Source organism: Myxococcus sp. CA033 (assembly GCF_013336625.1).
Lineage (GTDB): Bacteria > Myxococcota > Myxococcia > Myxococcales > Myxococcaceae > Myxococcus > Myxococcus llanfairpwllgwyngyllgogerychwyrndrobwllllantysiliogogogochensis.
The window spans coordinates 190,246-215,791 of sequence record NZ_JABUMU010000002.1; the positions used below are offsets into that span (position 1 = coordinate 190,246).

The 25,546-nt window shown below is 68.6% G+C and carries 16 protein-coding genes; 7 read left to right on the top strand and 9 right to left on the bottom strand.

Features of this window, described 5'->3' with window-relative positions; all coding sequences use genetic code 11:
* Positions 1-8: 8 nt before the first annotated feature.
* On the bottom strand, positions 9-920 hold the full coding sequence (locus HUA78_RS06820; protein WP_174457878.1) for a LysR family transcriptional regulator: 912 nt from the start codon (positions 918-920) through the stop codon (positions 9-11).
* A gap of 67 nt (positions 921-987) precedes the next feature.
* On the opposite strand from HUA78_RS06820, the gene HUA78_RS06825 reads away from it, so the two are divergent.
* Positions 988-1,932 carry a haloalkane dehalogenase gene (locus HUA78_RS06825; RefSeq protein ID WP_174461026.1) on the top strand — a complete coding sequence of 315 codons (945 nt, stop codon included), beginning with the start codon at positions 988-990 and terminating at the stop codon, positions 1,930-1,932.
* Between the two features lie 66 nt (positions 1,933-1,998).
* Here the strand turns inward: HUA78_RS06825 and HUA78_RS06830 are convergent, their stop codons facing one another.
* From HUA78_RS06830 to HUA78_RS06840, 3 genes are all read right to left on the bottom strand, one after another.
* Positions 1,999-3,228 (bottom strand): hypothetical protein, encoded by a 1,230-nt coding sequence (locus tag HUA78_RS06830; RefSeq protein ID WP_174475911.1) that lies wholly within the window; start codon positions 3,226-3,228, stop codon positions 1,999-2,001.
* A 79-nt stretch (positions 3,229-3,307) separates the two neighbouring features.
* Positions 3,308-4,072: an SMI1/KNR4 family protein gene (locus tag HUA78_RS06835; protein WP_174475912.1), complete on the bottom strand. Its 765-nt coding sequence runs from the start codon at positions 4,070-4,072 to the stop codon at positions 3,308-3,310.
* Positions 4,073-4,121: 49 nt separating this feature from the next.
* Entirely contained in the window at positions 4,122-4,586 is a 465-nt protein-coding gene (locus HUA78_RS06840; protein WP_174457873.1) for a MarR family winged helix-turn-helix transcriptional regulator, read from the bottom strand.
* Positions 4,587-4,713: 127 nt separating this feature from the next.
* Between HUA78_RS06840 and HUA78_RS06845 the strand changes: the two genes are divergently transcribed.
* A complete protein-coding gene (locus tag HUA78_RS06845; RefSeq protein ID WP_174475913.1) occupies positions 4,714-5,469 on the top strand; it encodes a hypothetical protein in 756 nt (251 codons plus the stop codon).
* Between the two features lie 78 nt (positions 5,470-5,547).
* Here HUA78_RS06845 and HUA78_RS06850 read toward each other — a convergent pair whose 3' ends face one another.
* Positions 5,548-6,570: a polysaccharide lyase gene (locus HUA78_RS06850; protein ID WP_254623596.1), complete on the bottom strand. Its 1,023-nt coding sequence runs from the start codon at positions 6,568-6,570 to the stop codon at positions 5,548-5,550.
* Positions 6,571-6,926: 356 nt separating this feature from the next.
* On the opposite strand from HUA78_RS06850, the gene HUA78_RS06855 reads away from it, so the two are divergent.
* Positions 6,927-7,952, top strand: a complete 1,026-nt coding sequence (locus HUA78_RS06855; RefSeq protein WP_141647287.1) for an arginine N-succinyltransferase — start codon at positions 6,927-6,929, stop codon at positions 7,950-7,952.
* Positions 7,953-7,964: 12 nt separating this feature from the next.
* On the opposite strand, the gene HUA78_RS06860 is transcribed toward HUA78_RS06855, so the two are convergent.
* Positions 7,965-8,990, bottom strand: coding sequence for a lasso peptide biosynthesis protein (locus HUA78_RS06860; protein ID WP_174475914.1), 1,026 nt, complete (start codon positions 8,988-8,990; stop codon positions 7,965-7,967).
* Between the two features lie 65 nt (positions 8,991-9,055).
* On the opposite strand from HUA78_RS06860, the gene HUA78_RS06865 reads away from it, so the two are divergent.
* Positions 9,056-12,199, top strand: coding sequence for an ABC transporter substrate-binding protein (locus HUA78_RS06865; RefSeq protein ID WP_174475915.1), 3,144 nt, complete (start codon positions 9,056-9,058; stop codon positions 12,197-12,199).
* Position 12,200: 1 nt separating this feature from the next.
* Here the strand turns inward: HUA78_RS06865 and HUA78_RS06870 are convergent, their stop codons facing one another.
* Together HUA78_RS06870 and HUA78_RS06875 are read right to left on the bottom strand one after the other, a co-directional pair.
* On the bottom strand, positions 12,201-14,360 hold the full coding sequence (locus HUA78_RS06870; RefSeq protein ID WP_174475916.1) for a hypothetical protein: 2,160 nt from the start codon (positions 14,358-14,360) through the stop codon (positions 12,201-12,203).
* A 68-nt stretch (positions 14,361-14,428) separates the two neighbouring features.
* Entirely contained in the window at positions 14,429-15,049 is a 621-nt protein-coding gene (locus tag HUA78_RS06875; protein WP_141640569.1) for a DedA family protein, read from the bottom strand.
* A 140-nt stretch (positions 15,050-15,189) separates the two neighbouring features.
* Here HUA78_RS06875 and HUA78_RS06880 point away from each other — a divergent pair, with 140 nt between their 5' ends.
* Positions 15,190-15,507 (top strand): hypothetical protein, encoded by a 318-nt coding sequence (locus tag HUA78_RS06880; RefSeq protein WP_174466192.1) that lies wholly within the window; start codon positions 15,190-15,192, stop codon positions 15,505-15,507.
* On the opposite strand, the gene HUA78_RS06885 is transcribed toward HUA78_RS06880, so the two are convergent.
* Positions 15,496-16,665, bottom strand: a complete 1,170-nt coding sequence (locus HUA78_RS06885; protein WP_174466191.1) for a DUF6183 family protein — start codon at positions 16,663-16,665, stop codon at positions 15,496-15,498. The two genes, HUA78_RS06880 and HUA78_RS06885, sit on opposite strands and share 12 nt — an antisense overlap.
* 258 nt (positions 16,666-16,923) lie before the next feature.
* Here HUA78_RS06885 and HUA78_RS06890 point away from each other — a divergent pair, with 258 nt between their 5' ends.
* Together HUA78_RS06890 and HUA78_RS06895 are read left to right on the top strand one after the other, a co-directional pair.
* Positions 16,924-18,519, top strand: coding sequence for a putative metal-binding motif-containing protein (locus HUA78_RS06890; RefSeq protein ID WP_174475917.1), 1,596 nt, complete (start codon positions 16,924-16,926; stop codon positions 18,517-18,519).
* Positions 18,520-18,550: 31 nt separating this feature from the next.
* On the top strand, positions 18,551-25,540 hold the full coding sequence (locus HUA78_RS06895) for an RHS repeat-associated core domain-containing protein (RefSeq protein WP_174475918.1): 6,990 nt from the start codon (positions 18,551-18,553) through the stop codon (positions 25,538-25,540).
* Positions 25,541-25,546: the final 6 nt, after the last annotated feature.

The following is a 25,546-nucleotide window of genomic DNA, read 5'->3' on the forward strand; positions in this document are numbered from 1 at the left end:
GAGCCACTTCACGCGGCCAGGACACCCCGCCGCACCAGCTCGCGGAAGAAGCGCGCGGCCGGGTCGGCGTGGGTGCGCTCGTGCCAGCACATCGAGATTCTGACGGAATGTGAGGGATGCGGCGCGTCGACTGGCTGCACCGTGAGACGCGCGCCGTGCTCGTGTACGAGCGACTCTGGCAACGTCGCGACCAGGTCGGTCGCGGCGACGACCGCCGCCGCCGCCGTGAACGTGGGCACCGTCATGACGACCTCCCGCGGGATGCCCGCCCGTGCGTAGGCGGCTCCAACGGCGTCACCGAAGCCCTTTCCCGGCACCATCTCCACGCGGACATGCCGGAGTCCCCCCAGCGCCCGTGCCGACTGGCGCTTGCCCAGCACCGGGTGCCCTCGGCGAGCCACGAGCACGGTGCGCTCCGTCAACAACGGCTCGAAGTGCAGACCCGCCCCCTGTCCCGCCACGCCCAGGTGCAAATCCACCTGTCCCGACCCCAGGTCCCCCAGCGAGATGAGGGAATCGATACCGACCACGCTCAGGCGCGCGTTCGGCAGCTCCTTGCGCATCAGCGCCGCGATTCGCGGCACCCACGTGAGCTGTCCCGCATCGGCGATGGCCAGGGTGAAGGTCTGCTTGCACCGCAGCGGCTCGAATGGGACTTCATGGAGCGCGAGCTCCATCTCTCGAAGCCCACGGCCAATGGCGGGGGCCAGCGCGAGCGCTCTCGGCGTGGGGACGATGCCACGTCCCTTCCGCGTCACGAGTGGGTCCCCGAGCAGGGCGCGGAGCCGGGCCAGGCTGTTGCTGATGGCCGACGGCGTGACATGGAGCCGCTCGGACGCGCGCACCACGCTGCGCTCGGTGAGCACGGTGTGGAGGACCAGGAGGAGATTGAGGTCGATGGCCCCTATCTGAATGCTCATGGTTCGTGAGGTTACTGCTCACGAATCATCACGGCCAGGAAGGTCTCACCGGCCGCATATTGGGCGCATGCACAGACTGCTCGGCTGGCTCGTCACCGGCACGCTCATCGCGTGCCACACGTCTCCACCTGTCCTTCCCCAGCGCACGCCCATGCCCACCACCCACCAAGCCCCCGTCCTCGACTCCTTCATCTCCTACCGAGAGGAGGGCACCGGCTCGCCCATCGTGTTCCTCCACGGCAACCCCACGTCTTCGTACGTGTGGCGCAAGGTGACTCCACAGCTCGCCGACCGGGGCCGCTGCCTCGCGCCCGACCTCATCGGGATGGGGAGCTCCGGCAAACCCGACATCGCCTATCGCTTCGCGGACCACGCGCGGTACCTCGACGCCTGGTTCGACGCGCTCGACCTGCGCGACGTCGTGCTCGTCGGCTACGACTGGGGCGGAGTGCTCGCCCTGGACTGGGCCTCGCGACATCCGGACCGCGTGCGCGGCGTCGTGGTCTTCGAGACATTCTTCCGGTCGATGAACTGGAGCGACTCGACGCCACAGGGTGAGCAACTGTTCCGCGCGCTGCGTACGCCCGGCGTCGGCGAGAAGATGGTGCTCGAGCAGAACGAGTTCCTCGCACGCTCCCTCGCCAATGGCGTCAAGACGGGCCTCACCGAGAGCGCCCGCGAGGCCTACTACGCCCCCTACCCCAATGCCGCGTCACGGCGCCCCATGCTTCAGTGGCCGCGTGAGCTTCCCATCGAAGGAGAACCCGCCGATGTCATCGCCGTCATCGAGCGCTATGACGCGTGGCTTGCCCATCCCTCCGTCAAGCCCGCACTTCTCCTGACGTTCGGGGACACCGGCCTGAGCGCGCCGAAAGTCATCGAGTGGGTACGCAAGTCCCTCCCGGGCCTCGAAATCGTTCCGCTCCCCCCGGCGGGACACCACGCGCCGGAGGACGCGCCCGACGACATCGCCCGCGCGCTCCGAAGCTGGCTCGACCGTCACGGTTGGTGAGCCCCATCGCGACGTGTGACTCGACTTGCACGCCAGCACCTCGAATGCTGGCGTACACACGCCGCTTCAGCGCAGGTCGAGCAGTCCCGCGTCGGTGACCTTCTCGAGGTTCGTCAACCAAGCCGACTCGTCCGTGTCGTTGTCGTAGACCGTGATGACACCGCCTCTCGCGTACAAGAGGAGCGTTCGCCCGTCCTCGCTGATGTCGTGCACCCCCTCCATACCTTGAGCCTTCAGCTCACGGACCTCGTCCCCGTCGAGCGAGTACTCATACAGTTGGGAAACGCCGGTGGAGAAGTAGTTGCTCTCGATGAAGTACGCCGTCCTGCGCCGCGCACTCGCCGCAGCGATTCCGAAGCCGCTGCAGTACGTCTCATGTGTCCGCCAGACCTTCTCCTGGCCGGTGCGCAGGTCGAGGCGACGATAGGTGGCCGAGTCCGCACCTTCGCAGTTCATACCCTCGTCCTGTGTCCCCTCGCGGTAGAAGACCATCGAGTCCCCCAACACCACGGGTGTCAGCAGTCCCTTCCGCTTCTGTTTCATGGGGGAGCCCAGCTTCCAGGGCTTCGTGCCCGAAGGGTCCAGCGTGGCGACCCGGACTCCGCCACGCTCGTGCCGCACCACGGTGCGCGACTCCCCCAGGACCAGGTCGTTGCTCGCGGTGTCCGTCACATGCGCGGGCAACACGCGAACGCCCTCGGGCTTGGGCCCGAAGCTCCAGCTCCACCAGTCCGCGGTGGTCAAGGTCCCGTTGGCGACGAGCACACGAGAGCCGTCTGCCGTGAACAACTCGGGACGCTGCGAGTGCTGGACCTGGTTGCTGGTCCACTGCGCCGGGACTCCGGGGGTGATGGCCACGACGCCCTCGAGGTCCCCCATCACGAGCAGGTTGCCCTCCTTGGCGCGTCCCGCTTTGTCGGTGGGCACCTCGACCTTCCGACCCGACAGCGTCATGCTCACCAGTCGAGTCGTACCGATATCCCCGCTGACCGAAACACCCATCGCCCAGCGTCCCGTGGGTGGATGCACGGCGAGGTACCAGAACGAGCACGGCTCGGTCTCCCGAAACAACTTGCCCTTGTCGGGCCCACCCAACATCCGGTGCTCCTCGACCTGTTCGCAGTCCGCGAGGGTTCGCGAGCCCCGCGAGTCGATATGGAGGACCTTCCCAGGGACCAGGGCAATCAGTGGCACCGGGGACACGGTGGCGGCGGGAGACACAGGGGTTTCGGCCCACGCCGTCGCGGACGTGGCCAACAGTGCGGAGAGCACCGTGCTGCGCAAGATGTCGTGCATACACCTGATGACGGACTCACCTGTGCTGTATTCACCATGCGTGTGATTGTTCCACCGGAGCGGTTGAGCGCCCCGGGGTTCAGCGCACGCCGCGCGGCCCCTTCGGCTGCCGGGGTCGCCGCGCACCGGGCAGGTCCGCGAACAACCGGTCCGCGAGTTGCTTCAGGGCCAGCGGGTCATCGCCACCGAGCCGCAGCCTCAGCCGCGCGGGGTTCTCATCGAACCAGGCATGCACACTGAGCGGCCCCGCCTGCAAACAGGCCACGCGGCCCAGCAATGGCAGGACAGGCACGAACCCGGCGCTTCGCAGCACCGCCACGGCCCGCGGCAACACCTCGCTCCCCTCGCAGCCCTGGGTCACCACTTCGTGGTGCGCACGGCATCTCAGCTCGAAGTGGCTGAACACGCTCGTGGTGATGCGTTCGCCGAAGGTCTCGTGGGACTCGACGGGTAATTGCAAGTCGAGCGAAACACCCTGCTCCAGTACCACGAGCGGCACGTCATCATCCTCGGCGCGCCGCAGGTCGAGGTAGTGGTCATACAACGCCACCTGCGACTCGTCGGTTTCGAGGGCCACGGGGAAGAATCGGCTCAACAGCGCGTCGTCGTCCTCACCGAGCCGCTCGGCGATGGCGGAGAAGCGGTGGTCCTGCGTGGCGCCAAATGGGCAGTAGTCGTTGCTGCTGCCTCCCATCCGCCGCAGGAACTCCACATAGCACTCAGGCAGGGTGACGCCCCGGTCCGTGGCCAGGGTCGCGATGGCGGCGTCCGGCACCCCCTCCAGCCGGGACAGGAACACCGGGTCGCGCTGCCGGATGAACTCGAACACCAGGGGCCAATCCATGAGAGGGTTTCTCCTGAGCAGCACGCCAACCGGACACGGAGCAACGGCTTCAGGCTTCGCTCGCCACGGCGACGTCCTGCTCCAACGCCTCCCGGACCTCCTGGAGCGCCCCCAGCGCGGTCTTCAGTGACGCCACGGACACCCGGCCTCCCACCTTGTTCGCCCAGGCCAGTTGACGCGCCTCCACCTCGCGCAGCCGCTCGCGCCCCTTCGTCGTCAGGGCGATGAGCTTGGCCCGGCGGTGGTGCGGGTTGTCCTGGTACTCGACCAGCCCGTCGGCCTCCAGCGCGTCCGCCGTCTGCTGCACGCTCTGCCGGGTCAATCCAATGGTGCGCGCCACGTTCGCCACCGGCGTCGGCTCATGGTCCACCACACCCAGCACCTGCCAACGCGCGCTCGTCAGCCCCGACGGCTCGGAGAGGCGCTCACCCGCCGCGAGCAGCAGGCCGTTGTTCCGGAAGATTTCGAGCACCAGGTCCGTGAACGTCGACCCGGCCGTCGTGTATTTCGCCATGGACAGAAGGCTGTCTGATTGACAGATGGCTGTCAATCAACCGCGTCTCCCGCGCTTCCGAAACTCCCGTGAATTTCCGGAGGCCCGTGACGTCCCAGGAGCGCACCCACGCCTCCAGGAGCCCGTGATGCTTCGCGCCCTCGCCGGACTTCTTCCCCTGTGTCTGCTCGCCACCGCCTGCGGAACCTCGGCTCGACAACAGGCGCTGCTGGAGCGCCGGGAGGCCATCCGCGCTTCCAATGACGCCTTCGCCGCGGAGGAGCTCGCCCACTACCGGGGCAAGAGCGGCTTCCAGGAGACCCGCTGGGGCATGTCCCCCGACGAGGTCCGCGCGCTCCATCCCGAGGCCCGGACGACTTCGTCCCAAGGCGACCTTCGCGTCACCACCCGCGTCACGGACCGCCTGGCGACGGTGGACTTCAAATTCACCCTGAACAAGCTCGCCACCGTGTCGCTGCGCTTCGACACCGACGCGCCCCTGCGCGAGGACTTCGGTGCGCTCTCGGAGCTGCTGAGCATGAAGTATGGCGCGCCCACCTCGCGTCGGGACACGGCCGAGGACGCGGACGAGCGCCTGCGCATGGCGGAGTCCTACAACCTGAGCCTGGGCGAGGGCACGAGTTTCTCCCGGACCACCGGGGACGACCACGCCTATGAGGAGCGGCGTCGCATCGAGGCGCTCGCGGCCAGGACGGACTACCAGTTGGAGAAGACGTGGAAGGACTCGGAGACGAAGCTCCAGCTCTCCGGTTGGCAGCAGCCCGACTCCAAGCGGCTCACCCTGAACTATGTGAGCCGCTACCTCGAGCCCCACCTGAGCAAGCGCTCCGAGACCCAGGACCTGGACCTGGAGCTCAAGCGCGCGCAGGCCCAGGAGCTGTGAGCGCGGACCCAGGACTCGGGAGCTTCAGCGGCGAGCCCCCGAGTCCGCGTCGATGAGCACAGCGTCCCAGCGCGAGCCTCAAGAGCGCCGGCGACGCACCCAGGCCAGGCCCATCAACCCCAGGAGCGCGAGCCCCGCGAGCGGCCCGCCAGCGCTGTTGCAGCCCGCGGCCTCCCCGTCCGTGCCATCGGGAGTCACACCCGTGGGAGGCAGCACTCCGCCGGGTCCCTCCTCCGGCAACGTGCCCGCATCGCTCCCAGGCGGAGTGCCCGCGTCCGTGGGCTCCTCCGGTTCCGGGTCGACCGGCGGACCCGCGTCCACCGTGGGCGTGCCCGCGTCCGTCGGGGGAGGAGGGCCCGCGTCCACCGTGGGCGTCCCCGCATCCGCGGGAGGAGGTGTGCCCGCATCCGGCGTGGGCGTGGGCGTCGTATCCAGCACGTCCGCCAGCGTCGTCGCCTGGATGAAACCGTCGTGGTACAGCACGCCCACCGGCTTCACCGTGTCGCTGCGATACAGGCCCAGCTTCAGATAGTTGTTCTGGCCCGCGTACATCGTCACGGCGCTCTTCTTCGCCAACACCTTCTCCTTGTTGTGCCAGAGCTCCACGAAGCCCGTGCTCGCCTTGGAGGACCACTTCACGTGCAGGATGAACTCGTGCCACACGCCGCGCTGGAGCTTGCCGCGCCATGGAATGGTGGAGTCGTAGTTGAGCGCCATGCGAATCTCCTCGCCGCGCACGTAGAACTCCAGCGGCGGTGAGCCGCAGCACCCGTCATGGTGCCACTGCGTGAAGAGCTGCCATGTGTCCACGCTGGGGAAGTCCGCCGCGAACATCACCTTCCAGCGGTAGAAATACTCGGAGCCCTCCTTCTCCTTGCCCTGGTACACCAGCTCATTGCGATTGCCGCTGGAGTTGATGGGGTCGTCGCCCTGTTTCACGGTGACCTTGAGCGCGTACTTGCCCTCCGCCACCGGGTTCGTCACCACCAACAACCGGTCCGAGCTCACCACCTGCTCGCTCGAGTATTGCGAGCGGTTGCCCGTCTCGAAGTCACCGCGCCACACGACTCCGGCGAACGCCAGACTGGGGAGCATCCACATCGCAAGCATTCCAGGAACAAAGACTCTCAATGGCACGTGTCCTTGCGAAGGTTTGAAAGCCAACGGTCGACACACGGTAGCCGAAAGCATTCCACGCTTCATTCCCCCCACCATTTCTTCCCACTCGCCTGACAACAGGGCGAGCGTCCAGTCAGGGGGTTGAACGTTTGATATATGTTTCACCCCGCGCGAGCCCGTGCGTGGGCCACGCGTGCCTGCCAGGGCGGATAGTTCACCTAATGACTCAGCGCGTCACGCAAGGAAACAAGCGAGCGTGAGCTGACCGCCGGCAGGTGGTGTGGTGTATGGTCCCCACCCCTTCCGGCGCCCATTCCAGGGGCGTCCCGGGTGCACCCATGCTTGTCCTGCGTGACGTCCAGAAGACCGACCTGGCCGGCCTCAAGCGGCTCGCCGCCGTGCTCAACACGGTGAACCTGCCGAACAACGAGGAGACGCTCGAGAACATCATCGACAAGTCGGTGAAGAGCTTCGCCGGGAAGGTGAAGAACCCCTTCGAGCGGGAGTACCTCTTCGTCCTCGAGGACGTGCGCAACGGGCTCATCATCGGCACGTCGATGATCATCGCCCAGCACGGCACGTACGAGGCGCCGCACATCTATTACGAGGTGAGCGAGCGGGAGCACTACTCCGCCTCCCTGGAGCGGCACCTGCGGCACAAGGTGCTGTCCATCGCCTACAACTACGAGGGCCCCACCGAAATCGGCGGCCTCGTGGTGGACCCGCCGTACCGGGCCACGCCGGACAAGCCCGGCAAGCAGTTGTCCTACGTGCGCTTCCTCTTCCTCGCCATGCACCGCCGGCTGTTCCGCCCGCGCGTGCTGGCGGAGCTGCTCCCGCCCCTGCTCCCCGACGGGCGGAGCCTCTTGTGGGAGGCGTGCGGCAAGAAGTTCACCGGCCTGACGTACCTGGAGGCGGACCGCCTCAGCCGGCAGAACAAGGAGTTCATCAAGGAGCTGTTCCCCGCGTCGGACATCTACGCGTCGCTCTTCCCGGACCGCGTGCAGAAGGTGCTGGGCGAGGTGGGGCCGCAGACGCGCGGCGTGCAGCGCATGCTGGAGCGCATCGGCTTCCGGTACGTGGAGCGCATCGACCCGTTCGACGGCGGACCGCACTTCGAGGCCAACACCTCCGACGTGTCGCTGGTGCGCAAGTACCGCACGGTGAAGCTCGCGGACGAGGACTTCGAGATGGAGGGGGACGACATCCTCGTCGCCTACGAGCGCGAGTCCGGTCGCAACCGCTTCCGCTCGGTGCGCTGCCAGGCCCGGCTCGACAACACGGTGGCCTACCTGCCCGCCCGCGCCAAGGAAATCCTCGGGGCCGACGCGGGCGCGAAGCTGTCCATCATCCCCTTCGAATAACCCGCGCCCATCTCACGGCCGGCGCACCACCCGGTGCGCCCCGCGCAAGAGCGCCAACCACCGCGCACCAGCCTCCAGCGCCGGGCCGCGCGCCTCCGCGAGCGCCAGCGCCAGGTGCGTGTCCGTGCGGACGTCATCCAGCGACGTGGGGTCCAAATCCAGCGTGCCCCCGCCCACCAGCGCCACGCGCACCCAGGCGTGGGGCCGGGCCGGGCCGCCGTCCACCACCAGCAGCCCGTGCACCAGGGCCACCTTCACACCCTTCTCCCGCGCCCACGCCGCGAAGCGAAGCGCGTGCGCCAGACACCCGCCCGCTTCCCCCGCCCCGTCCTCGCTCCAGTCCGCCGCGCCGGGCCCCTTCTCCGGAAACGCGGCGTGCACCCTCGCCGACAGGGCCCGCGCCGCCCCCACCTTCCAGGGCGTCATGCCATCCAGTGTCGAGGGAACCTCCAGCGGCGGCGCCAGGGCCAGCGCCCCCGTCTCTCCTTCCACCGGCAGCCCCTTCGCGAAGAAGTCCGGCGGGGCACGAAGCCGCTCACCCGGCGCCGCCACGGTGAAGCGCGACTCGCCCACCTCCAGCACGTCCATGCGTCCGCCCGCGTCGTAGCGCGCCCGGAAGGGTGTTCCGAGCAGCGTGCCCTCCACCCACGGCGCCCTCCCCCCCGTGACGCAGTGCGGGCCCTCTCGGCCGGACAGCTCCTCGCGTCCCGTCACACAGCCCGGCGCGGGAGGCCCCCGCCACAGCCACAGCGCCTGGGGAACCACGGCCCGGCCCGGGAGCCGACCCGCGGCGTCCACCTCCAGCGTCGCCTCGCGCCGACGCTCCCCGTGCTCACGTCCTCGCGTGTGCAGGTGCCGGCTCAGATACGTGAAACGTCCGGCGGCCTGCGTCAACGTCACCGTGCCCACCGGCACCCCGCGCCAGGAGAAGACGAAGCGCGCCTCCTCCCTCCGAGGCGGACCACTGACACCCTCACTTTCAGGGCTGACGGGATTCACTGGGAGAGCGAGGACAAGGAGGGCGAGCAGGACGGACACGGGGCTCCCCAGTCTGCGGCGTTTTGAGGACCGGCGCGAGAAGGCGGGGTAGCCTCGGTCGGTCCATGGGCGCCAAACGGTATCTCTTCGCGTTCGGCCTGGCGGCCGGCCTGCTGTCCGCGCTCGTGTTGGGGGGCGTCCTTCAGTTGAGCGGCCAGCAACTGGAGTCCTCCTCCTGGCTGGCGCTGCTCCTGGCCACCCCCGCGCTGTACCTGACGGGCGGGTATCTGGCGTGGTTCCGGTGGGCGGCGCTGCGGCGGCTGGCGCGCCGGCGCGTCATGGCCCGGCTGGCGGAGGGCGACCTCACCACGACGGGCGGGCACAAGTACGAGGGGCACGAGGATGTACGCCGCCTGGTGCTGTCCCTGCGCCGCGCCCTGTCGCAGGTGCAGCGGGTGACGGCGAACCTGCACCGCACCAGCACGGATGTGAGCGAGCAGGCCCGCATGCTGCTGGAGGCCGCGCGGCGGCAGGGCGGCGCGGTGGAGCGCACGCTGCACTCCGTCAGCGGCATGGGCGGCAGCCTCCAGGTGGTGGGCAAGCGGGTGCACCAGTTGGAGGTGTTCGCCGTCGACACCACGGGCGCGCTCCTGGAGATGACCGAGCGGCTGGAGCAGGTGGTGGAGTCGCTGTCGCAGGTGAACGACTTCGCCAATCACACCACCGCGCTGATGCAGGCGATGAGCGAGCGGCTGGCCAACATCGCCTCCTCGGGTGACGAACTGGCGCGCTTCGCGAGCGAGGCGGAGGACTTCGTGGCGCTCGTCGAGGGCGGCATCGACTCCGTGCGCCGCCGCGCCAGCGAGACGAACCAGCTGGCCCTGGCGGTGACGGCGACGGCCGAGCGCGGCGAAGTGCTGGTGGCCGACAGCGTCAAGGGCATGTACCGGGTGGAGGAGACGGTCCGCAAGGCCGCGGAGCTGATGGGCACGCTGGGCTCGCGCTCCGCCGAAATCGGCCGCATCGTCGACGTCATCCAGGAAATCGCGGACCAGACGAACCTGCTCGCGCTCAACGCCGCCATCATCGCGGCGCAGGCCGGCGTGCATGGCCGCCCCTTCGGCGTGGTGGCCAACGAGATTCGCAACCTGGCCGAGCGCACCACGCGCTCCACGCGCGAAATCGCGGCCATGGTGTCCGGCGTCCGCGACGCGGTGTTGACGGCCGTGGCGCTGGTGCACGAGGGCCGCGAGCAGGCCACCGCGGGCGTGGCCCTGGGAGACCGCGCGTCCGAGGCGCTGGTGGAGATTCGCTCGATTACCCGGCGCACCTTCAGCGCCGTGGAAGCCACGGTGACGGAGACGCAGCTCTTGGAGGCCCAGGGCGCCACGGTGGTGGAGGCCAGCCGCCGCGTGGCCCGCCGCGTGGAAGACGTCACGCGCATGGCCATTGAACAGTCCGGCCACGCGCGCGAGCTGGTGCGGCAGACGCAGGAGATGGCCCGCGTGGGCCATGGCGCCTCGCAGAAGGCGGAGGACCAGGCGCGCACGGGCCGCGACTTGTCGGAGTCCGTGGTGCGCCTGAGCGCGGCGATTGAAGAGCTGCGCACCGCCAACGTGGTGCTCACCAAGGCGGACTCGTCCATCCGCGAGGAAGTGGCGCAGGTGCGCGAGGACGCGCGCCGGGTCATCCGCATTGGCGACGGGCTGACGCGCACGGTGGACCAGCTGAGCCACGAGGCGCTGGGCCTGGAGACGGAGGTCTTCCGCTTCCGACTGCCCCAGCCGCGCGCGGGCGGCATGCTGCGCGTCGTGCTGCATCAGGCGGCGTCGCTGCGCAACCGACAGGCGGTGGACCCGCTGTTCAGCGTGGAGAACCAGCTCTCGGAGCTGACCGCGTGCGCCTTCTCCAGCCTCCTGCGCCTGGAGGACGGCGGACTGGAGCCGGACCTCGCCGAGCGTTGGGACGCGGACCCCTCCGCGCGCCGCTATCGCTTCTATCTGCGCCGGGGCGTCACCTTCCACGACGGCGCGCTCTTGACGGCCAGCGACGTGAAGCGCCACCTGGAGCGCCTGCTGGACCCGGCGGTGCGCTCACCGGACCGCAGCCTCCTGGAGGACGTGGAGGGCGCGTCCGAGTACACGTCCGGCCTCGCGCGTGAGGTGTCGGGCATCGAAGCGCTCGACGACGCCACGCTGGAAATCCGCCTGCGCGAGCCCAAGGCGTTCTTCCTGCACCTGATGGCGCTGACACCCACGGCGGTGGCACGGGTGGACTCCAGTGGCAGGCTGGTGGGCACCGGGCCCTTCCGCGTCATGTCCCTGGAGCCGGAGCGCGTGGTGATGGAGCGCAACCCGTCCTACTGGCGCGCGGGCACGCCGCTGTTGGACCGGCTGGAGTTCCAGTTGGTGAACTCGCGACAGGAGGCCGTGGCGCGGCTGCGCGAGGGCGCCGCGGACCTGGTGTCCTTCCTCTCCGCCGAACACGTGGAGGTGCCGGGCCTGGAGTCCTTCCAGGTGCTCGCCAGCACCACGCCCTCCACCGCCTTCGTGGCCCTCAACCTGCGCGAGGCGCCCTACGACGACGTGCGCGTGCGACGCGCGCTGCGCGCGGGCATGGACATCGTCGGCGCGGTGGAGCAATTCCACCCCGGCGCCCGCGTGGCGCGCACGCTCACCCCACCGGAGCTCATCGGCGGCACGGAGGTGGGGCCCCTGCCCGCGCCCGACGTGGCGCTGGCCGAGCAGCTGTTGCGCGACGCGGGCCTGCGGCGGCTGCGGCTCACCCTGCACCACCCCGCGGGCCGGGACACCTCCGCCGAGGACGCGGTGCTCTTCCGCCCCTTGTTGCAGGCGGGCCTGCTGGAGCTCAAGCACGTGGAGATGGCACCGGAGGAGTACTCGGCGCGGCTGCGCGACGGAAAGGTGCCGGCCTTCCGCACGCTGTGGCTGGCGGACTTCCCGGACCCGGACACGTTCCTCTACTTCCTGCTGCACTCCAGCGCGCAGACGGTGTACCCGCTGGGCTATCGCAACCCGGAGCTGGACCGCATCACCGCCGAGGCGCGTGTGTCCATTGACCCGGGCCTGCGGCAGCAGCTCTACGTGCGCGCCGAGCACCTCTTCCGCGACGACTGTCCGCTCATCCCGCTGTACCACGAGCGCGTGCACGCGGCGGCCACCTCCACGGTGCAGGGCCTTCGCCTGCACCAGACGCCGCCGCAGGTCCGCTACGAGGACCTGTGGGTGGACCCGAATACGACCGAGTGATTCACGGCGACTCGCGCCGCGTGGCTCCCGGCGTCCCGTGTCGCAGGGGCCAGCCGCGCGCATCCACCTGGATGCCGGGCCCCATGCCGTAGGACTCCAGCTTCCACACGCCGTCGCGCTCCAGCACGACGAGCAGCTTGTCCTCGAAGAAGGACGCCCCCGCCACCACCGTCGGGCGGCCCGGCAGCGGGCACATCATCAGCTTCTGCCCCCGCGCGAAGAGCTGGAGCCACACCTGCCGCCCATCCGGGCGCGCCGCGTCCGAGAGCACCCCCACCGCGCCGCCCTGAATCAGCGTCGCGTCGTGCAGCGAGCCGGGCAGCGCGGTGAAGGGCAGCGCGTCCACCTCCCACGCCACCTGACCCGTGGCCGAGTCCACCGCGCGAAGCACCGTGCGCTCCTCCTCGGGCGTGCACGGCAGGCCATCCGCGCGGTCGCAGGACTGGGCGAACAGGTAGCCGGCAGCGCCCTCCGCCGCGAGCAGCGCGGGCTCGGCCAGCGGAGTCAAAGTCCGCGTGCCCGCGTCCCAGTCCACCGCCACCTGCGTACCGCCGTCCGTGGACACGAAGGCCTGGGTGCCCACCAGCAGCGTCCCTCCCGCCACCGCCAGCGACGCGCGCCCGCCCGGCACACCCCCGTCGCCGAGCGCGGAGATGATGACTTCCGTGCCACCGTCCGGCTCGAAGTCCGCGCGCTCCAGTCGCCCATCCACCGTGTAGCGATAGGCCGAGCCCTCCACGTCGAGCGCGAGCCGCGCCTCACCGCGCCAGGGCTCCACGGGCCCCGCGCGCACCACTGAACCCGCATCCTCATGCCCCGCGAGCCAGACCCACCGCGCACCCTCCGGCGCCAGCGGCGGCGCCACTCCGCCATCCGCGCCCGCGTCCGGCACAGGACCCCAGGCCACGTGAGCAACCACGTCTCCGTCTGGTGTCAGCGCGACCTGTCCCGCTTCCACGTGCCCCATCCAGGGTCCCGCATCCGAGGGCGCGCCCAGCGACGTCCAGGGAGCCTCCCACTGCCGCGCGCCCGGACCCCGAGGGGCATAGGACTCCAGTCCTTCCGAGGCGAGCACCACCACGCCCGCATCCGACGCGGCCAGCAGCGTGCGGGTGCCACCGTCGGGAAAGGGCGACTCGTAGCGCAGCAGACCGCCGTGCGTGAAGGAGACGAGCCGGCAGCCCCCGTCACCCCCGCACACCGAGGTGAACAGCGCGCCCTCCTGGACGAGCAGCGCGGGCTGGCCCATGGGCTCCCCTCCCAGGTCCTGGCTGAAGTCGACCGGGAGGTCTCCCGCGTCGGGCTTCTCACACTCGCCATCCTGGCAGGTGCCCTCACCCTGGCATGCGGTGGCGGGCGCGCAGAGCATGCCATCCGGCGTGGGCAATTCCTTGCACGAGCCCCCGAAACACAGGTTCGACTTCTTGCAGTCCACCGGCCCGCACGGGACGAAGTCCTCCGCGTCCACCTCCTCGCAGCCGTCGTCGCGGTCGCACACGCCCACCTTGCATGGGTTCTTCGGCACCGGACATGCGACGGGCGCCGTCACGCAGCCCAGGGTGGGCGAGCACGCATCCACCGTGCACGGGTTGTCGTCGTCACACGAGCGGGGGGTGCCCACGCACGCGCCCGACTCGCAGCGGCCGTTCGTCTGGCAGCGACTGGTGGGGATGCAGGTGGCGCCGTCCTCCAGGGGCCGCTCCACGCAGGCGCCGGAGTCCAGGTCGAAGCGCGACTCGTGACAGGGACTGGAGGGGACGCAGTCGAGCGGCCTCACCCCCAGGCCCGTGAGTCGAACGGTCTCCGTGCGTCCCGCGCCCGTCAGCGTCAGCGTGCCCTGCGCCGCGCCGTTGCCCGCGAGGAAGTCCACGTCGACGGTGGCCTGGCCACTGCCCGGCACCGTCACCTCGGCGACGTCCACGGAGAAGGGAGAACCCGAGGAGGCCATCACGGTGACGCTGGAGCGCCCGGTGGCCAGCACCGTCACCTGACGACGCGTGAGGGAGCCCTCCAGCGCCCGGCCGAAGTCGACCTGTTCCTCCTGGGGACGGAAGCCCTGGCGCGCACCGCCCACGCCCGGGTCATCTCCACAGCGGCAGCCCGCCACGGACAACACGAGCGCGACGAGCAACGAAGTCCCTGGATGGATGCGCGAGGCCATGGAGGCGACTCAACCGCGCCGGGCCCTGGCCGCGCAATGTCGGTGTGGGAGGCCGTCCGACTGAAGACTCAGGGCTCGGAGGCGGGCGCGCGTCGCCGAGCGAACATGCGCACCAGCACCGCCACCACGCCCACCACCACCAGCCCCAGCACCGCGTACTGGTAGCGGCTCATCAACGCCGACAACTTCTCGAGGTTTCCGCCCACCGCGGCGCCCAGCGCGAGCACCAGTCCGGTGTGCGCCATGGCGGACAGCGCGCCCAGGCCCAGCGCGTTGACTCGAGGCATGCGCGCGGCGCCCGCGGCGATGAAGATGAGGCCTCGGATGCCTGGAAGGAAGCGGTTGGCGAGCAGCAGCCACGGCCCGTTGCGCCGCATCCGGGACTGCACTTGCTCCAAACGGGCGTGGGTGATGCCGAAGTAGCTGCGGCCCGGGTGCGCATCGAAGCGCCCCGCCAGCCAGTGGCCGACCATGTAGTTGATGGCCGCGCCCACCACGCTGCCTGCCGTCACCACGAGGAAGACGAGCACCCATGGGTGCGCGCCGCGCACCGCGTACACGCCGCCCAACAGGGTGATGGTGTCTCCGGGGAAGGGTGGGACGACGTACTCCAGCGCCGCCGCCAGCCCCAGCACCAGCAGCCCCAGGGGGCCGAGCGCTCCGATGAGCTGGTCGATGTATTCCACCATCCGCGCGAACGACCTCCTCCGGGTGCCAGACACCCGTCATAAGGCAGCACCCGTGAAGGGGAAAGCGTGGGTGGTCGATGGTGAACAGAGACAGGCGCGCGGACGCGAGGAGACGTCGGCTATGCTCCGCGTCCACCGCCATGATTCTTCCGCGCTATTGGGACAGGCTCACCGCCACCCTGCACGCCGTCGACCTCCACCGAAGCCCCGAGGAGGCGTGGCGGTTCCTCGTCTACCAGGGGTTCGCGGAGGACTCGGCGGAGGGACTGCGGTTCTTCGAGGACGTCGTCCGTCAGAGCCGGGAGATGGACCACCCGACCGGCAGCAGCCCGGTGGGCTTCATCGCCACGGAGCTGATGCAGGAGCGCCTCGTGGAGCCCCGCCACCCCAGGGACCCGGATGGCCGCTCCTCGAACCGCGCGTTCCGCCTGTGGAAGCGCAGGGCTCTAGCCGCCTGAGTCCTCGGGCGCATCGCGCACCGCCAGGAGCGCGAGCGAGGTCCCTCCGGGGCGAAGACAGACGACGCCCACGCCCTCGGGCACATTGAACTGGTACCACGTACAGGCGCCCCAGCGCTTCTCCAGGGCATCACCAGCCCACGAGGCCGGGAGACCCCCGAGCCCCTCGAGCGTGCGCCACAAAGCCAGACGCCCATACGCCGCGCCCAGCGCGCCCCGCCATCCGCGCGCGCCCGACACCGCCAGCGCATAGAGCGCCTCCGCCACGTCGGCCAGCCGTGCCCGCTCGCACACGACGGCGGTGGCGTCCTTCAGGAGCGACAGGTCCAGGTCGACCAGCAGAGAGGTCACGGTATCGGCCGGCGCCTTGGGCAGCGCGGGGCGCAACCGGAGCACCCGCTGGTCGACTTCAGCGGGAGGGCCCTCCTCACCACGGCCCTCGACGACGGCCGCGAACCCCGGGGGCACGGGTTCGTCGTGCGTCACCAGCCGGACGTTCGGAGTGGTGTATTCGTCGTCGTCGTCCTCGCGAGACTTCGCGGCCCTCAGCTCCGCGAGCGAGTCCGCCGCCGAGGCGACATCGTCAGCCCCCAGGAGGTGCCCCAGCGTGGACTCCCAGCGATTGCGCCGCGGTGGCAGCGCCGCCAGCGGGTGTTCCCGCCGCGTCAGCTCCGCCTGGAGTTCTTGCACCCCCGGCGCCGACGACAGGTCCGCGCCACGCATGACGTACTCCTGCACGCCGCAGGCGAACAGCTCGAGGAGGTCCTCGGGCCCCTGGCGATGGGACATGAGTTCCACGAAGCTCGACGCGGAGCGATGCGTGGCCAGCAGCGCCGCCAGGTCCTGCTCGCGTCGTGAGGCGGATTGCCGCCCCTGGAAGCGCGCGGCGCGAGGCTGCCGGGCGACCTCCAGGAGGGCCAGGGCACTGTCCACGTCCTGGCCCTTGGCCAACACCTCTTCGAGGTGGTCCGACAGCGCATGCAGCCGCCACCGCGCGTCCACGGGCGTCGAGGCCTGACGCGCCTCCAGTTCGGCCGCGAGAGCCACCAGCGTCGGGCAGGCACTCTCTTCACCCAGCCGCTCCAGGCGCAGCCGGGCCTCGTTCAAGCCCTCACGGGTGTCGATGTCGTCGAGGAACGCGCTCACCGTCGAAGTCATGGAAGGAAAGCCTACAAGGAAAAACGCGGGCGTGGACCGACAAGCGGAGTCCGGGCTGGGCTCCGCGGTGTGTGCACGCCCCGTCCCGAACACCTCAACAATCTGGGTCACAACGGAATGTCACGACCAGCTTGAACGCGTGCCTCCGTATGCGTTGCGGGGGGCACTCCTTCATCCCTGAGTCGAACCGCGCCCCCTCCGCATGGCACTCGCATGCCTGGTCGCGAGTTCATTCGTCGTCCACCACGAAAGCCCACCATGTCTCGACCTCCAGAGACCCGCGCACGCGCGTGGCGTCTCAGCCAGTCTGTATTGATATTGCTCACGGCCCTCGCCGTCGGCCCGGTCTTCGCGGCCCCGGCGAGCTCCGCCATCAGCTCCCAGCAGGAGCCGAACCTGCTGCCTCCACCTGGATGTCCCGACTGTGAGCCGGACCCTGAATGTGTCGCGGAGATCTGCGACGGGGAGGACAACGACTGCGACGGCCAGATAGACGAGGGCGTCAAGCGCAACGTCTATCGCGACGTGGATGGGGACGGCCACGGCACCGGGGCCGCGCAGCAGGGCTGTCTGGACCATGGCTGGGTCCTCAACAACAACGACTGCAATGACGCAAACGCCTCCATCTGGCAGGCCGGTCGCTACTACAGGGACGCGGACGGAGATGGCTACGGAGCACCAGGAAACTGGATCGACTCCTGTGGCCTCCCCGCGGGCTACGTCGCGGATGCCACCGACTGCAATGACGGCAATTCCACCATCAAGCCGGGGGCCATCAAGCCATGCGGCCAGGGAGCCTGTGCACGGAGCGTCCAGGCCTGTGTCAACGGCGTGGAGCAGGCCTGTGTCCCCTATGCCGCCTCCGCCGAGATTTGCGACCGCATCGATAACAACTGCAACGGGCAGGTGGATGACCTTCCCCCCATCTCCTGCGGCACGGGAGCCTGCCAGCGCACCGTCGCCGCCTGCGGCAACATCTGCGAGTGGGTGGTAGTCCAGGACGGCAAGCCGCCCGTCGAGTTCTGCGAGTGGGGTGACAACGCCTGCACGCCGGGCGTCGCCAAGGCAGAGACCTGCAACAACGTGGACGACAACTGCAATGGCACCATCGATGACGGGGTCCAGCTCACCTACTACAGCGACAACGACGCGGACGGCTATGGTGCCGGCGCTCCGATTGGCGCGGGCTGCAGTGTGCCGGGCGGCGCTTCCTCCAACAGCCAGGACTGCAACGACTCGAACTACGCCGTGAAGCCCGGGGCGTTGAAGCACTGCGGCCTCGGCGTCTGCGCCGCCAGCGTCCAGGCGTGCGTCAACGGCGCGGAGCAGACCTGCATCCCACGCCCATCCCAGCCGGAGATCTGCGACAAGTCAGACAACGACTGCAATGGGCAGGTGGATGACCTCCCGCCCATCAGCTGTGGCCAGGGCGCCTGCCGGCGAACCGCCCCCGCCTGTGGCGAGCTGTGCGAGTGGGTGGAGACCCATGACGGAAAGCCGCCCGTCCAGGTCTGCGAGTGGGGCGAGCACGGCACCTGCACCCCGGGCGCGCCCACGGCGGAAGTGTGTGCCAATGGCCTCGATGAGGACTGCACCGGCTTCTCCGATGACTCGAGCAACAGCGCCGCGTGGCTCACCTTCTATCCGGACCAGGACCACGACGGTTACGGCACGAGCTGGGGCGAGACCACCACGTGCCGCCAGCCCGCGGACACCTCCCGGGCACCGGGCGATTGCGACGACACGCGAGCCGACATGAAGCCGGGCGCCGCCGAGGTCTGCGACGGCATCGACAACAACTGCTCGGGCACCCTGGACGAGTCCGGGGTCTGCGACCAGTCCCTCTGTCAGTAAATCCCTTTCGACGCACCACGGTCATTCCCACATGAGACACGATTCAGAATCCCCGCGTCCGCCGGGACGCCGCAAGCGGTTCGCGGCGAACCTCACGCTGTTCTTCTATGGCGCCCAGTTGCTCACCAGCTGCGGCCCCTCGCTGACTTCCTCCTCTGGAGACGAGGATGGGCAGCCACCATCCCAGACACGAAGCGCGCTCCTGGACGTCCCCATCGAGCTGCGCTCCGACACGATTCTCGACACGGCCTTTCCCGGCACGGAGGCGCCCGGAGTCACGGCCTTCACGGCGGATGTGACACCGAGCGGCTCGGCCACCGTGTCGCTCCCGCTCTGGGTTCCTCCGGGGCGCGCGGGCCTCCAGCCCTCGCTGTCGATTGTCTATGACAGCAATGCCAGCGACGGGCTCCTCGGCCCCGGCTTCAACCTGGCGGGGTTGTCACAAATCACGCTGTGCCCCAACTCGTTCGCACGGGACAACGCGCTGCACTCCGTGGACTTCATGCCGGACGAGGGGCTGGCCGCGAAGAACCGCTACAGCAGGGCCTGGTGCCTGGACGGCGTCCGGCTCGTTCCGGCCGGCGGTTCCGACGCCCGGGCCTTCAAGACGGAGCACGACACGTACGCCTCCATCCGCATCCCGGAGGGAACCACCCTCCACGCGCCTGACACCTTCGAGGTTCGGGGTCGCGATGGGCTCATCCGGACCTACGGCAAGGGGCCGGGCTCGCGCGAGGACGCACTCGTCAAGGGCATCCATTCGCAATACGAGCAGGGGCCCAACGAGACCATCCAGACCGTGAACAACAACACGGTGCGCATCGCCTGGGCGCTCGCCTCCATCGAGGACCGCTTCGGCAACCGGATGGAGGTGTTCTACGACCAGGCGCCCCTCGGCGCTCCGTCCGGTGCATGGCACCGCCCTTCGCGCATCGTCTACACGCAGTTCCGCGACGCCTCGGGTGTCATCGAGCCGGGTCAGCGCGAAGTCACCTTCGACTATGAGTCCCGGACGGATGTCTTCACCGGCTATCTGGCGGGCGTGAAGGTCGGCCGCGACTTCCGACTCTCCCGCGTCAACATGAAGGGCCCCGGGTTCGCCCCAGGTGCGACCACCCTCTCGCAGGTGCTGCTGCGCTCCTACAAGCTGAAGTACTACCTGGGAACCCTCAGCAAGCGCAGCCTCCTGACGGAGCTGCGGGAGTGCGACGGCAAGGACATCTGCAAGACGCCCGTGCGCTTCGAGTGGGAGCAGGGTTCGTGGGACTTCGAGTATCCGCCGGCCCAGGGCGTGAGCGACGCCGCCGCCGGCGCGGGCCTGAATGCCTTTGGCCTGGGCGCGGGACGCCAGGGCCTCGCGTACTTCGTGCGGTCCGACAAGATGGACGAGGACGAGTTCGATTGGGTTGACCCGACCTCCGGAATGAGCACCGACTTCACGGTGCAGCTCTGGAGGGACACGATGCGGCTGATGCAGTTTCCGGACGCCGCGTCCCCCTCGCTGGTGGCGTCCGACGTCACGGGCGGCTCCATCTGGTACCCCTACTTCAACATCGAGGGAACCATCTGGCTCGATGATGTCTGGGACTTCTTCTTCGGAGGCAACGACCCGGGAGACTTCTGTGGGCAGCGCCATGAGCGCAACCTGTATCCCATCGTGACGGACTGGGATGGCTTTGGCCGCTCCACCGTCACGCCGCTGTCTTGCAAGTGGGACAAGTCCAATTTCGGCCAGCACCCGGTCCCCTTCTATGGCCATGCCCGTGCCGGCGACACTGAAATGAAGGTTGTCGGCTCCGAGCCGAACTCGCAGTACTGGCTCGACGTCGACGGAGATGCCCGCAACGAGCGCGTATGGATGGGGCAGCACGAAATCGACCTGACGGCGGACTCCGACACGACGGTGACCGCCAAGCGCCGCGTCGTCGTCGACAGGACGGCGCAGAACCGCATCACCAAGATGTCTCCGGTGGGCTACTTCCAGGCCGCCCGGCTCGGCATGCGCGTGGTGGACCTGGATGGAAGCGGGAAGATGAGCATGCTGGGCGTGGGTCCCAATGGGAACGCGTTCCTGGATGCGCTCACCTACCGGGAGGTCTCGACGACCAACGTCAACGAGGCGGAGCTGAAGGTCGTCCCGACCTCCGTGCGCACGCCCTTCACGATGCCGGCCCTCTTTCCGTCGCTCTACGCCTCCACGTTCGACTTCGTCGACGTCAACGGAGACGGCCTGCGGGACGCGGTGGCGCTGGGGGTGACGAGCATCTCCGACCCGGCCATCAAGCTCCGGGTCCAGTTCAACACGGGCAAGGGTTTCACCGAGGTCCGGGAGACCGTCATGCCTGGCAATGTCGCCACGATGCTGTTCGGCGCCAAGACGGAGCATGGCGACTTCGACGGGGATGGCCGGGTGGACTTCGCCATCTTCAAGAACGGCAGCCCTGTGCAGTTGCTGCTCGCCGGTCCGCAGGGCGACTTCACCACCCATGAGAACCTGTCGATTGTCCCGAGCGGCGACAACAAGGAGTGGGCGCAGGTCATCGACACCAACAACGATGGCCTGCTCGACTTCACGTTTCGCCAGGGGAACAACCTTCGTGTCGCGCGTCGCATCAAGGCGACCGACGTGCTCAAGAAGGTGCACGGGAACATCCAGCTCGCCAGCTACCTGGGCTTCTCCGGCCTGAGCTACTCCTTCGAGTACGCCCCGCTCTCGCAGGGCAATCCGCACGGAGCCGTCACGCCGCCCGAGGCGTTCTACGCCAGGAGCTACGTGGAGACCGAGACGAAGCCGTGGCTGCGCCTGGCCTCCGAGTCGATGCGCGTCGTCTCACGCATGTCGCTCAACTCGAATGACGAGCAGGTGCGGAGCTGGCGCTATCTCTACCGGGATGGCCTCTCCGATACCCGGGGCCTGGGCTGGCTGGGCTTCGGTCAGCGCATCGTCGTGGACGAGGTGACGGGCGCGCGCACGACGACGACGTACAACAACCGGCACTCGGTGGACAGCACGCTGGACCGCAAGGCCTCGGCGCCCCTGGCGCACTTCCCACAGGAGGAAACGACCGAGGTCGCCCTGGATGCCAACACGAAGCTCCAGACGAAGCGGACCTGGACCTACGCCCTGACTCCGGCGACCCACTCCACCATCTGGCAGCAGTACGCCCGTCGCGTCGTGGAGACGGTGCGCGAGTTCAAGGGTGGTGCCGAAACGGTGGTGTCCGAGAGGGAGTCGCTCACGGAGCTCGACGACAAGGGCAACCCTGTCTACAGCACGACCCTCACGCACAGCGCGGACAAGACCGAGCAGGTGAAGGTCGTCACCACGGGGCGGGGGTTTGACTCCACGACGTGGCTGCCCACCGGAGTGTGGACTGTCTCCAGCGCGTGGCAGTCTTGCTCCAGGGCACTGGAGGTCGGCTGCACTGGCCCCGCGGACGCGGCGAACACCCGGACGCAGCAGGTCACCTACGGCACGAAGGGGCAGGTCGAAAGCACGGAGCTGGAGCCCTCGCGTTTCGAGGAGGTCGTGACTCCGACGACGTCCGAGACGTACCTGAAGACACGCTTCGAGCGGAACGAGCGGGGCCTGGTCCAGCGAGTCGTCCAGCAGGGCCGTGAGACGGAGCGTGCGGAGTCGGTGACGTACGACACCGTCGACCAGACGCAGGTGGCCACGTCCACCGACGAGGGAGGGGCAACATGGCGATACCTGTACCACCCTGGCATGGGCGTGCTCGCGCAGACAGCGGACCCGAACGGCGTGAATACGCGCTACCAGTACGACGGCTTCGGCCGCCCGCGCGTGGTGACGCCGCTGTACATGGGGCCCTCCGTGGCGCCGGCGGACCAGTCCATCGTTCGCACGTACTACGAATGGAATGGCCCGTTGCCGCAGCACCGCACCCAGGTGGCGACGGACACGGGGACGGTGGATGAAACCATCACCCGCTTCGACACGCTGGGCCGGCCCGTGGCAACCCAGGGAGCCCGCTTCGATGGACAGCCGGTGACCTCCAGCGTCACCTATGACGTCCAGGGGCGTGTGCAGAAGTCCGAGGCGCCTCGCACCAGCACCGAGCAGCCGACGTGGGAGTCCTACGAGTACGACCCCCTCGGCCGCGTCACGGCGCGCCGCTTCGGGGACGGGACGACGGGGCCTTCCGGAAAGCTCCTGGAGCGCATCGCGTACACGGTGCCCGCGCCCTACTCCACCCAGACGGTGGTGACGGACGCCATCAACCAGGCGAGGAAGACGCTGCTCGACTTCCGCGGGCTGATGGTGCGGTCGACCGAGGCGGTGGGGACGTCGAAGGAGGCGACCATGACGTATGGGTATGGTCCCTTCGGTCGGCTGGAGTTCACGGATGACCCGCAGGGCCATCGCAGCGCGAACTTCTATGATGGCTTCGGTCGGCTCGAGCGGACGGTGGACCCGAACGCGGGGACGCGGACCTTCCTCTACAACGCGTTTGGCGAGGTGAAGAGCGACGCTGACGGCCCCGTGGGCATGCCCGGCCTCATCACCACGTCGTACGAGCGGGACGTGCTCGGCCGGGTCCGCACGGCCACGAACGAGAAGGAGAGCCTGTCCTATCTCTATGACCAGGGCCCGGGTGCCATCCGGCGCCTGTCGCGTGCGACGCGTACGCCCACCGGCAACCCCGCGGGCGTCGTCATCACGAACCATGTCTATGACGACTTCGGCCGCGAGACGAACACGTCGCAGGAAGTCGCTGGCGGCACGCAGGTGATGAGCCGGCAGTACGACGCCTACGGACGGGTGAGCCGGCTCACCTACCCCGTCATGTTCAACGGGCAGCCGGTGTCGATTGGCTACTCGTACACCTCGCGAGGCGACCTCTCGAGCATCTACCGGACGAACTCCATCACCAGCTACTGGTCGGCGCTCGCGCGAGACAGCGGGGGGCGGCTGACGCAGGCGCGCTATGGCAGTGGGGTGGTGCGCGACTTCCGCTACGACACCATGGGTCGTCTGCGGTTCCTGGACGCGAAGCGCAGTGGCACCAACGTCCAGCGACTCGCCTACGAGTACACGGACAATCACAACCTCTCCGCCCGGCACGACCTCATGGTCGGCGCGACGGAGAAGTTCACCTACGACGCGTTGGACCGGTTGGAGCGCTGGAAGGTCCAGCAGAACTGCCAGACGCTGGACGTCCAGTTCCAGTACGACGCGCTCGGCAACCTGCTCAGCCGCTCCCCTGTCACCGGCTGGGAGCCGACGTCCACGCTGAACTACACCCTGGGCGCGACGGGTGGACCGCACGCCGTCAAACGGGCGCAGTTCGGAGCGGACTCGCTCACCTACGAGTACGACCACCGGGGCAACCAGACGGCCTCGCGCGACGTTTCGAACAACGAGGTCCGGACCGTCACGTACACGCCCTTCGATTTGCCGGAGTCCATCACCCAGGGGGGCAAGACGGTCCGCTTCGACTACGACGCGTCCGGAACGCGCGTGCGCAAGCAGAAGAGCGACGGCCTGGAGGAAGTGCTCTATGTCGGCGGCCTCTACCAGCGACGCAAGCAGGGTCTGACGACGACGCACGTGCTCAGCATCCCCAGCCCCGAGGGCATCATCGGAGAGCTGTCGTGGGACGAGGGGTCGAGCACGGAGAGCGCCCGGTACTTCCTCAACGACAAGCAGGGCAGTCCGGACACTGTCACCAACGCCGCGGGCGCGGTGGTGGAGCGCATCAAGTTCGAGCCCTACGGCGGACGACGAGACGCGACCAACCTGTTGCAAGCCTCCAGCGCGAGCTACAGCGGCGCGAAGCGGGGCTTCACCGGGCATGAGCAGGATGAGGAGCTGGGTCTCATCAACATGCGCGGGCGCATCTACGACCCGCGGTTGATGCGATTCATCAGCGCGGACCCCGTCATCGCGGATGCGGGCTCGGTGCAGGCGTACAACGCGTACTCCTATGTGTTGAACAACCCGATTCGCTACACGGACCCCAGCGGGTACACGCCCTACGGTGGAACGCTGGTGGGTCAGTGGGGAGGCAGCTCGGGCGGTGGGTATGTGCCGGGACCGAACCTGGTGGCGGAATCACTGCTGCGGCACGAGTCCGCACCGGGGGCCACGCCGTTCCTGCCCTCGGTCGACCTCCGTGTCCCCAGCGTGGAGAGTCTGGATGACGCGAAGGCGCAGCCGGATGCCCACCACACGAATGACATCGGGCAGAGCTCTGGCGAGTCCAAGGCCAGCCTGACGTCGCTGATGACGACCGCCGCGGGGAAGATAGGGGCCGCCTACGACCAGTTCCCGTGTGGCTTGTCCCTCGGGTGCCATGTCGGCAGGTCCCTGGCCAAGGGCCAGCTCGACAGCATGGTCGCGGCCGCGACGTCGTATGAGCGCTACGAGCCTGTCAGCAAGCTCGCCGCGGTCAGCTACGCCGTCAACGAGTTCATCCCGTTCGTGACGGCGGGAGAGAGCTATCTCCAAACCAAGTCAGCCTGCGGCAACGGAGAAACAGGCGGCTGCGTCGTCGGCGCGGGGAAGACGGCCTTCTACACACTCGCCTCTGGCGCCAGCATCTTTTCCATCCTCGAATCGGGAGGCGGCGTTGCATCCGTGCTCAGAGCCCCCGTCACGAAAGTTCGTGGCGTGGTGGACGATGTTGCTCGAGCCTTCGGGACTCGAGCCCCCCCGCCCAGTGGCTCCTTCTCCATGACCAAGAACGCGGCAGGTGGAGAGGTCTGGACCTCCAATGGGGAGATCATCCAGTTCCATTTCGCCCCGCACGTGAATGACGCCCTCACCAAGGGAGATGTACACATTCTCTCGGGGGCTCACGGCTCACGCGGGGGCAGAATCACTCCGGCGCCAAATTTTCTCAGAGATGACAAACTTCGTTGGAGAAAGAACCCCAACGTGAAAATCCATGACATCACCAAGATGACGCCCGACGAAATCACGAACATTCTCCGAGGCGAGGGAACCATCGTCGGCGGCTTCTGCTATAGTGATATCTGCCTCGCACCCTTCAAGTAGACACGA